This window comes from Rahnella sp. ChDrAdgB13 (genome assembly GCF_017655185.1).
Classification (GTDB): domain Bacteria; phylum Pseudomonadota; class Gammaproteobacteria; order Enterobacterales; family Enterobacteriaceae; genus Rahnella; species Rahnella contaminans.
On record NZ_JAEMGT010000096.1, the window covers coordinates 1 to 9763 of the forward strand.

The window sequence follows — 9763 nt, forward strand, 5'->3', positions numbered from 1 at the left end:
GCTACAGGATCGAGAATGTGGTGATCTGATCCTGATTACGGCAAAAAGTTCGATTTATTCAACAAAGCCTGTCAGGTGATGAAAAAATTCCTGCGCGTTACCCGGACAACAACGACCACAACCCTGTTAACGGGTTGTCTGGATGCTGTGCGTTAGAAAAACTGAATCCAACACAACCCGCTCGCAATGGCCGGGTTATCATTTTTTCTCCTGGCCAAAACGGCACTTTAAGGAGAAATATCTTGTCTGATCCCCTGATAAAAAAACGTGCATTATTAATTATTGATATGCAGGTCGGCCTGTTTAACGGCCCGGATAAACCCCACGATGGCCTGCGGGTGCTCGCCAATATCAATTGCCTGATTGAAAAAGCCCGCCACTCACAAATACCCATTTTTGCTGCCCGCCATACCGGGCCCGCAGATTCCCCCTTTGCGCCGGGCACACCACTGACACAATTAGTGCCGGAGCTCAAAATTGATAACTCACAGGATAAAATTTTCGATAAAACCCGTCCGAGCTGCTTTTCGGGAACCGGGTTGGGAGACTGGCTGCATCAAAAATCAATTGATGAGCTGGTTATAGCGGGGATGAAAACCGAATTTTGTATTGATACAACTTGCCGTGCGGCAGCCGATCTGGGATTTCGCCCTGTTCTGATTTCAGATGCGCATACCACAATGGATACGCCCATTTTGCCCGCCCCGGCAATTATTGCTCACCACAACCGGACGCTAAACGGCCCGTTCGTTAAGCTGATTTCAACCGATGAATATGAATTCTGGCACCAGTAAATAGTTTTCAAAATTAATAGTTTGAAGACACTTGGCATAGGTGATGGATGTGTCATCAGAGTAAAACCCACGTCTAAACGCTGGTTTACTTTGGTGGCTTCCCGCTTTAGATTTTAACCTCATAGCTGCAAGACAAAACCCGTAAAAATATCGCATCAACATTTTAAGAGATTTTGAATGAAACAACGCTTCCCACGCGTGATTACTAAATAGTCATGCAATTAAATGCGCATAAATATGCAAAATTTCTTTTACCCGACGCCGGTTTTGCGATATTAATATAGGCATTGAGACCTTTACCAGACTGACCTAATTCATACAGGATTTTATCGATGACAACTATTCTTAAGCACCTTCCTATCAATCAGCGTGTGGGTATTGCATTCTCCGGCGGTCTGGACACCAGTGCCGCGCTGCTTTGGATGCAAAAGAAAGGAGCGATTCCTTATGCCTACACGGCCAACCTGGGCCAGCCTGATGAAGAGGATTACGATGCCATTCCGCGTAAAGCGATGGAGTACGGTGCCGAGAAAGCTCGCCTGATTGATTGCCGTAAACAGCTGGTTGCCGAAGGCATTGCCGCTATTCAGTGTGGCGCATTCCACAATACCACTGCCGGTGTGACTTATTTCAACACCACGCCGCTGGGACGTGCTGTGACCGGCACCATGCTGGTTGCCGCAATGAAAGAAGACGGCGTAAATATCTGGGGCGACGGCAGCACCTATAAAGGTAACGATATCGAACGTTTCTATCGTTACGGCCTGCTGACCAATGCTGAACTGAAAATTTATAAACCGTGGCTGGACACCGACTTTATCGATGAACTGGGTGGTCGTCATGAGATGTCTGAATTTATGATTCAGTCCGGTTTTGACTACAAAATGTCGACCGAAAAAGCTTACTCCACTGACTCCAATATGCTGGGCGCGACGCACGAAGCCAAAGATCTGGAATTCCTGAATTCCGGCGTCAAAATCGTTAACCCGATTATGGGCGTAAAATTCTGGGACGAGAATGTGGTCGTCAAAGCGGAAGAAGTGGTTGTCCGTTTTGAACGGGGTTATCCGGTTGCATTGAATGGCGTGACCTTTGACGACAGCGTTGAGCTGATGATGGAAGCCAATCGCATCGGCGGTCGTCACGGTTTGGGTATGAGCGATCAGATTGAAAACCGTATTATCGAAGCCAAAAGCCGTGGCATTTACGAAGCTCCTGGGATGGCACTGTTGCACATCGCCTACGAGCGTCTGCTGACCGGTATCCATAACGAAGACACCATCGAGCAATACCATGCGAATGGCCGTGTGCTGGGTCGTCTGCTTTATCAGGGCCGCTGGTTCGATCCACAAGCTCTGATGCTGCGTGACTCCGCTCAGCGTTGGGTCGCCAGCGAAATCACCGGTGAAGTCACTTTGGAACTGCGTCGCGGCAACGACTACACCATCATGAATACCGTGTCTGAGAATCTGACGTACAAACCAGAACGTCTGACCATGGAGAAAGGTGATTCTGTATTCTCTCCTGATGACCGTATTGGTCAGCTGACCATGCGTAATCTGGATATCACCGATACCCGTGAGAAGCTGCAAAACTACGTAGAGACAGGTTTACTGACCTCATCTGCTTCTACCGGTTTACCGCAGGTGGATAACAATAATCTGCCACGCGGCTTGCAGGTAAAGAATAAGTAATTTTAGCTAAAACGAGTTTGCTGGAACTTACATGAATCAGCCCCCTCTCCTTCGCCGGTGAGGGGGCTGATTTGCATCGTTTTATATTCTGGTATCAAAATTTAGGCAGCTAAAAACGTCGTACGGGAAATACGAATAAACGGGATTAGGGAGCAAATTTTTTGGGGTAATAAAGAGGTTTAGAGAAGGAAGTTTTTGGAGCGGGTGAAGGGAACGAAAATTAATAGCTAACATAATGATAATTATGAAATAAAACTTGTTAAGTTAATTTTTTATACACATTTCTATACGCAACTCTTCGCTCTACCTTTCGTAGAGAATTTTACAACACGCTATTTTCCAATTTACTAACTGCTGTTAATGAAAGCTCTTAGCTGTTTGCATTTAAGTTAACTATCACCAACAAAAACTAGCCCGACCAGACTATATTGACAGGCGGCTGCGGGCGAAGAGCGGAGCTGACATTGGGTATGTTTATTTACGGCAGCAGGTCAGGGGCATTAATGCCCCATGAGGAATAAGTTTCATCTTGACATTAAAAATGCTCTTGGAACAATCACAAACTTTGCTTTAGTGGTACTTCTCTTGGCATGTAGATACTATCTTTCGGACGCCTGCGCTCTTCAAAATAGATAGCTAATGATAAATACATTATTGAGTTTCTAGCTAATCCAATGAGTTGAATAAGTCTTGATTCAAATTGGCTTATTGGTATTAAAAGAGAATGAGAAGATAGTTTTTCTTTTTCATAAATCTTTGACTTTAAATCTATAAGCCTTGAATTCATCTTATTAACCTCCTCTTCGAGTTGTTTAGGTAAATAATTACCCCTCTCTTTTCTTGTTTGCTCAATTTTTAATTCAACCCCCCTAATTTCATCTGGTAGCGTATTAACTTCTTCTTGCATCTTTCTAAATTCTTCATCATTGTAAGTATTATGTGATACTGCAAGTTCATAGCCAAAATCATCAACTATTTTTAACGAACGATGTTCCATAGCATTTCTAATCTCTGCGAATGCCACTGCATTTGGATCTAACCACTTTGTTGCTAAATCAGAGTCACCAACTTTACGGATATCTTTTAATATATAGAATAAAGCGTGAATAAAATGATTATCGCTATCCTTCAGCTTTTTATGCGGTTTCCATTTTTTATTATTACCTGTAAGATCACGAAACAAATTATCTATACTGATTTTCCTGTCATACTTTAGATCATTCAAATCAAAGAAGCGACTAATTAAATATGCTACTTTATCAAAAATTGAATATACTGCTCTGAATGCTGACTTATACTGAGCAACCTTCAAATTATTAATTGAGTAAGTCATATCTTCAACATGTTGATATGTTGAATTGAACATATGAGGGGTATCATCTGGTATATCTTTTGAAGAAAAAATCAAGTACCGAGCATAACAGTAATCATTTTTTAACTCATCATAATTACCGTGATAAGATAATTCTTCAAACATAGTGAGAGAGCTATTAAGCGATTGAACGAATGAGGGTAATTCAAAAACATCCTGATAAGTAATTGGATATTCACAAGCATCATTCAAGTCATTAAGAAAGAGTTTTTTACTAGCACACCACTCTAAATATTTTTTCTGTTTTTTGGATGTGGTTTTTTCAGTATACTCTTTAAAATAATCGAAGTGCGATGTTTCGAATAACTCCTCGAACCATTTTTTAAAGTTGAATAATTCGCCGCCTTCCTCAAGTGGCGTTCTTTGTTCAGGATATAGTTGATCAATATTCTCAATTCCTTTTCTTACAAGTTCATAAGCGATATAGTAATGATATTCTGAATGCCCGTTATCATAAAGTGAATGGCCAAGAAAAATTTCATTATTGGCTTTTGCTATAATTGCCACAACATTATTATCTATAGAAATAGCTTTATCATAGTGGGGAATGCAACATAGCGTTCTGCCTTGTGACGAAAGGCGATTAGCTAAATTTGTCTCAATCATAGACCTAAGACTATTATACGCATGAGTATTATTTTCGTCTTCTCTCCAGTCTTCTTTAGGTAGCGCATGTAAAGCTTTCCTGTAGAAGATGACCGATTTCATCAAATCATCTGAATACCACTCCGTTTTACGTGTTTCATAAAGTACAGAGTAACAATTCCCTAAGCAGTAAAGATAATGTGCCTCGTATAAAGGGTGAGTAAAGGTAAAATCCTGTTCTGTAAAACTCTCGACTAACGCAGATAAAGAAACGTGATCACCGTTGATGATGTATTCATCCGCACGTTTACTAAACTCGTCAAGTTTATCTTTTTTCAATAACAAAGTGACTCCTTAACTGTTCATACGAACTGAATGGCAAGTTTCGATTCAAAACTAAACGTATAATATACTATTTAATCAATTATTTATTATGTAAATTATATGCGGATTTGGTCTATACTGCTGATCTGGTATTTAAGTTAAGGAACATAAAAAATGATCTACTCCCAACAAGTTAACATATCGCATTGGTTCAACTTCCGCTTCTGGCACATAGCGGTCGGCAAGAAGTGCACAATGACTGCTACGAGCCGACAGCGAACCTAACACAGTATTGTGTTTATCAACAACGAGCAGTTTAGTCGACAATATTACATTGTTCTGCCTTTTAAAATGCTTGGGTATAGATACAGCTTGCACATGTTGATAAAAATTTCAGAGAAAAATATAATCCTGCTTTATAGTGTAAACGATAAATTAAATAATGCAATGGTCTACAGATTGCACTTTTGAAGGAATTTAAAATGACAGAATTGGAAAAGCAAATTGGCTTTAATGAATCTGAAAGATATTTAGCTAACCTTTGCAATAAATCTTTCCTTAACCTATGGAGTTATCCCAATATATATACCAATGAAGGAAAAAAAAGTGTTAATGGTGATGGTAAAGAGCTTTGTGATTTATTAGTTGCTTTTGATAAGCATGTCATAATATTCTCTGATAAGGATATTGGATTTAAAGATACTGGTAATATGAAAGTTGATTGGAGTCGGTGGGTAAAAAAAGCCGTTTTAAAATCCGCAAACCAATTATATGGTGCAGAAAGTTGGATCAGAGATAGGCCAGACAGGCTATTCCTAGACAAAAAATGCACTATTCCTTTCCCTCTTGAAATACCATCAAAACAGGAAATAAAAATTCATCGTATTGCTGTCGCTAAAAATGCCTCTCAACGCTTCTCAAAATTAGCAGGCGGATCAGGAAGCTTAATTATAAACCCTGGGATTTCTGGTAATGAGCATTTCGAACACCCTTTTATGATTGGTCATCCTGTTGCAAACAAATCTTTCATACATGTTTTTGATGACGTAGCCTTAGATATAATACTAACTGAGTTAGATACAATTTCTGATTTTGTTGACTACATTGAAAAGAAAGAAAAATTCATATCATCTGGGCAGCTAGCTAGTGCGGCCGGAGAAGAAGAAATTCTTGCGCACTATCTTATGAGTGCACACAAAGGTAAGGAACCAGGCTTTTATATTGAAGAAAACCAAAAGGCGGTTATCCTTGAAGGACATTACGAGTCATTAAAAAGCCTCCCACAATATAACAGAGGTAAAAAACAAGATAAAATATCATATTTTTGGGACGGATTCATAGAGCATTTCGGAAAACATGTTTTAGCTGGAACATTAATCTATGAGAGGGGGGGGTTATTATCAGATGCTATATTGGGTTTGAAAATAATGGCCTCAGAGAGGAGGGTTGCTCGCCGAGTATTATCTAATTCAATACTTGAGAAAATTGAATCCTCAGATCCTAGTAGAGGTGCTGCTCGCGTAATACTGTCTCCAACCATAGCTCAAAATGGATACATCTGGCTTTTGGTCCCAATCCCTCCAGAAGCCAAAAATTATGAGGATTACCGAAAATATAGACAAGAACTACTTCGTATCTATTGTACATCGACAAAATTGCTCCAACCTGCCATAGATTTCGTAGTAGGTATTGCGACCGAGCCTAGAAACGGTGGCGGCGGTGAAGACATGATTTACTTAGACACAACATGTTGGGAGAAAGAAGATTACGAAAATGCTCAAAAAGACAGGGATGAATTCAATATTCTACAACCTGATGGGGTTAAACATTTCTCAGGAACAGAATATCAGTACCCAATATTGTCAGGAGATTACCCCTCAGAAGAAAAAAGAAAATCAAACGTTAAAAAACAAAAAACACGATCCAGAACGCAACAGAAAAAAGCTAGGAGATTAAATCGTAGGAATAATTAATTTCCAGGTCGCAGTTCGCTCATAGCTCCGCTTCGCCTGCCCGCGTTAAGTAGTGGTTTCATGCAGGTGCATAACATAAAAAAAGCCCTGACATGCTCCCTAATGATTAACACAGATTGTTGTTAGAAAATTCCGGTGCTGACACAAAACTGCCGTTGAGAATTAACAGTGCTGTTGCAACCAGGGATTGAGCAGTAGTAATTCCCAGTGGAAATGAGCTATGAATTGCAACCGTCGCTCGATAGTGGAAACAGCGAAGTAGAGGGCAAGCTGTATCATTTTCTTCTACCACACCTCGGTGCGCGCAATTCTCCCCGCCTGCCCGCTGCTGACTTAGCTCACTGGTTTTAATGCATGAAGAAAAACAACTGAAAGCCAGTGTAACAAGGGTTTTGAGCCATTTTTGACACTCCGAATTGCATGCAAAACCATGCACCTTATGCATGCAGAGCTCGCAAGGACAGGCTAGCCAGAGAAAAAGCTGTCAGGTTGGGCGGTTTTGCATCGTATCAATGAAAAATGCCGCCTTATTCCAAAGCGGCGTTTGAGATTATTTTCTGAGAAATTTAAACGAGCTGAAATTTATATTTTCTGTTTCAGATTTTCTCTTTTAACTATTTTACTGACACTTTCATTTGTTTTAAATGCGCATGAACATTCAAGCCTGGTGCACTGATAATAAGACTCCTTTGTCTGTTCGGTGATATAACGGCTTGTGCGAATGTGCGAGACAGAGCTGCAAAGCGGGCAGCGCATCATTTGCTGTTACTCCTTCTTTGAAGCAGCACGTTCTGCCAGCTTACGTGCAAGTAACTCCCTTTTTATAGGGCTTTGTAATAGCGCTTCATCGACGCCAGGCAACGCAGGGGAATACATCCCTATTTTCTCCAGTACAGGTTCTGCATCCATATTGAACTGCCCTATGCTAGCCGCCCCGACAAGCGCCTTGCCAATTTCAGAGCTGACAATTTTGGCGGGCTCTACATAATGACCGGATTGTGTTTCCTGATAACTTACGGTGGATAACGCCAGAAGTTTAAGTTTTACAGCGCGCACAAGCGCCGGACTGAGATTGTTGATGGCCATGCGCCACTGTGTATCAGCATAGGCATTCAGTGCGCTGCGGTGAGCGCTAATCAACGCTCCACCAGCATTAGCACAATGCAACATCGCCGACTGTTTCTCGACATTCAATTCTTCAATCAGGTCATCGAACTCTTTAACTAATCCCTGCTGAATAGCCCGCTGACTGTGCGCGTTCTTGAGTTCGTCAGTCATAACCCCGCGTGACTTGCGAAAACGCGAACGCCAGCTCTCTTCGTTCTCTTTGATTTCGCTGTTCGCCGTTTCTTTTTCCTGGGCGCATCGCGCAATCGAACTTTCAATTTCATCCAGTGCCTGCTTTTTCTCCGCAAACGACGTTTTGGCCTGCTCAAAGTGTTGGATAGCACCTTCCGCGTTTCCTGATGATGACTTTTCGTTGTGACCGGCTTTGACCTGAAGAAAGTCCTGGATAACGGCTTCGACGATTTTGGTTGAATCGGGTTTCATGGCATACCTCAGCAATGTGTTGTCAATGTGAGGATATTGTGGGGAGGCTGGCACAACATTTCTATCCGATGGCGTTTGCTCAGCGCTGGTACAACGGGCGGGACGTAATCCATGAAAGTGGAGAGAGTTTATATTTCTATAAATACTATTCACTACTGTTCACTCTAAAATAAAATATAATAAAATTATTAAGTTAAGCAGTGAACACTTCATCTGAAGGTATTCACTCACTGTTCACTACTATTCACTCTCTGCAAAAGCCTTTTTCTGGCTAGCCAAAAATAAATTAATCTTTTTTCCTATTAATAGGTACATGATCAATCGTTAAAACAGTTTGTTTTGTGTTCATTAAATAACCAACCTAGCAACAATGGCATCTATTGGCATTAGTTGGCATTTTGTCTGGTGTCACCTGATGTCACCAGGAAAAAACAAGCACTCTCTTCTAAAAGTTTTAGCGGCAACCACTTGTTGCTAAAAGCAAAAATATTCTCACAATAGGGGGCTCCTTAACGAAACAGCCGGTACTGGACGCTTCCAGTCGGATACAAATATGAGGTAGCACCATGCTCTCCGCCGCTCAAAATACGCCCCCTTCTTCTGCCCCTGTGATGCCACCGGTTTACCCACGCGATCGCTTTATGCGACTGCCGGAAGTGATCCACACCACCGGCCTCTCCCGCTCCACCCTCTACGACTTGATCAGCCGTCTGCAATTTCCTGCCCAGATTTCTCTCGGTGGTAAGAACGTGGCCTGGCTGGCCTCCGAGATTGAGAGCTGGATGAATGACCGCATCGCCGCCCGCGCTCAGGAGACCATGCAATGATTTCTCTGTCTGTCGGTCATCATAATATCCAGCTCAATACACAAGAGGCGGCCTATCTGGCTGAAGGCCTGATGGCTGCCGCCTGCGGCAGAAAGAACCCTTTGCCTGCGTTTACCAGCAATACCCTGGGCGTGTTATCCGTGACAGCCGAAAGCGTTAGTTCAGAGGATGATTCACACTTCCGATCAAATCCGCAGCAGTCCGATCAAGTCCTGACCGATTGCTAAGGAGAAACGGCTAATGCTTCAAAAAAGGCTTTTCTCTGGCGAGCCCCTGCTCTATAGTTTTTGTGCTGCCGCAAAATCGGCAGCCGGGCGTGAGAACCCGAGCAACTCAATGGCGACACAACACGCGCCTGGCGTGTTTTTTTATGTCGTAGCCTTAGCGCACCTGTTATCTGCTCAGTGGTTTCTTAACCGCTGTGCTTATCAAGCAATGGTGGCTCAGGCGGGGCAGCCTTCGGGCTGGCCGGTGTTCATTGAGGCCGGTATTCTCACCCCCGTCTGGGCTACCACCCAAGAGCGTGAGAACTCAAGTGGTAGCAATAACCATTACTCAATGGAGGCTGCCACCAGGGCTTACGCATTAAACTTATCGGGAATAATATCCTTTATATCCATGCAGTTGAATAATAATTCTTCCA

9 protein-coding genes are annotated in these 9763 nt (G+C 42.3%); 6 read left to right on the plus strand and 3 right to left on the minus strand.

The window, feature by feature from the left end; genetic code table 11:
* The first annotated feature begins 242 nt into the window (after positions 1-242).
* The gene (locus tag J8X26_RS21480) at positions 243-794 is read left to right on the plus strand and encodes a cysteine hydrolase family protein (RefSeq protein WP_280118842.1); all 552 of its coding nucleotides are present in this window, start codon (positions 243-245) and stop codon (positions 792-794) included.
* A 332-nt stretch (positions 795-1126) separates the two neighbouring features.
* Positions 1127-2488 (plus strand): argininosuccinate synthase, encoded by a 1362-nt coding sequence (argG, locus tag J8X26_RS21485; protein WP_208951896.1) that lies wholly within the window; start codon positions 1127-1129, stop codon positions 2486-2488.
* A 556-nt stretch (positions 2489-3044) separates the two neighbouring features.
* Here the strand turns inward: argG and J8X26_RS21490 are convergent.
* Positions 3045-4784: an LA2681 family HEPN domain-containing protein gene (locus J8X26_RS21490; RefSeq protein WP_244370767.1), complete on the minus strand. Its 1740-nt coding sequence runs from the start codon at positions 4782-4784 to the stop codon at positions 3045-3047.
* A gap of 467 nt (positions 4785-5251) precedes the next feature.
* On the opposite strand from J8X26_RS21490, the gene J8X26_RS21495 reads away from it, so the two are divergent.
* The gene (locus tag J8X26_RS21495; protein WP_208951898.1) at positions 5252-6742 is read left to right on the plus strand and encodes a hypothetical protein; all 1491 of its coding nucleotides are present in this window, start codon (positions 5252-5254) and stop codon (positions 6740-6742) included.
* Positions 6743-7324: 582 nt separating this feature from the next.
* On the opposite strand, the gene J8X26_RS21500 is transcribed toward J8X26_RS21495, so the two are convergent.
* Positions 7325-7501, minus strand: coding sequence for an ogr/Delta-like zinc finger family protein (locus J8X26_RS21500; protein ID WP_208951899.1), 177 nt, complete (start codon positions 7499-7501; stop codon positions 7325-7327).
* 6 nt (positions 7502-7507) lie between these two features.
* Positions 7508-8293: a hypothetical protein gene (locus tag J8X26_RS21505; RefSeq protein WP_208951900.1), complete on the minus strand. Its 786-nt coding sequence runs from the start codon at positions 8291-8293 to the stop codon at positions 7508-7510.
* Between the two features lie 566 nt (positions 8294-8859).
* Here J8X26_RS21505 and J8X26_RS21510 point away from each other — a divergent pair.
* From J8X26_RS21510 to J8X26_RS21520, 3 genes are all read left to right on the plus strand, one after another.
* Positions 8860-9120, plus strand: a complete 261-nt coding sequence (locus tag J8X26_RS21510; protein ID WP_208951901.1) for an AlpA family transcriptional regulator — start codon at positions 8860-8862, stop codon at positions 9118-9120.
* Positions 9117-9347 carry a hypothetical protein gene (locus tag J8X26_RS21515; RefSeq protein ID WP_120160891.1) on the plus strand — a complete coding sequence of 77 codons (231 nt, stop codon included), beginning with the start codon at positions 9117-9119 and terminating at the stop codon, positions 9345-9347. The genes J8X26_RS21510 and J8X26_RS21515 overlap by 4 nt, the downstream gene beginning before the upstream one ends.
* Before the next feature lie 13 nt (positions 9348-9360).
* Positions 9361-9763, plus strand: a 403-nt coding sequence (locus J8X26_RS21520; RefSeq protein ID WP_208951902.1) for an ash family protein, incomplete at its 3' end; no start/stop codon positions are given.

Coding starts and splice junctions, on each gene's coding strand:
- J8X26_RS21495 (WP_208951898.1), top strand. CDS start 5,252: ATGACAGAATTGGAAAAGCAAATTGGCTTTAATGAATCTGAAAGATAT.
- J8X26_RS21500 (WP_208951899.1), bottom strand. CDS start 7,501: ATGATGCGCTGCCCGCTTTGCAGCTCTGTCTCGCACATTCGCACAAGC.
- argG (WP_208951896.1), top strand. CDS start 1,127: ATGACAACTATTCTTAAGCACCTTCCTATCAATCAGCGTGTGGGTATT.
- J8X26_RS21510 (WP_208951901.1), top strand. CDS start 8,860: ATGCTCTCCGCCGCTCAAAATACGCCCCCTTCTTCTGCCCCTGTGATG.
- J8X26_RS21515 (WP_120160891.1), top strand. CDS start 9,117: ATGATTTCTCTGTCTGTCGGTCATCATAATATCCAGCTCAATACACAA.
- J8X26_RS21505 (WP_208951900.1), bottom strand. CDS start 8,293: ATGAAACCCGATTCAACCAAAATCGTCGAAGCCGTTATCCAGGACTTT.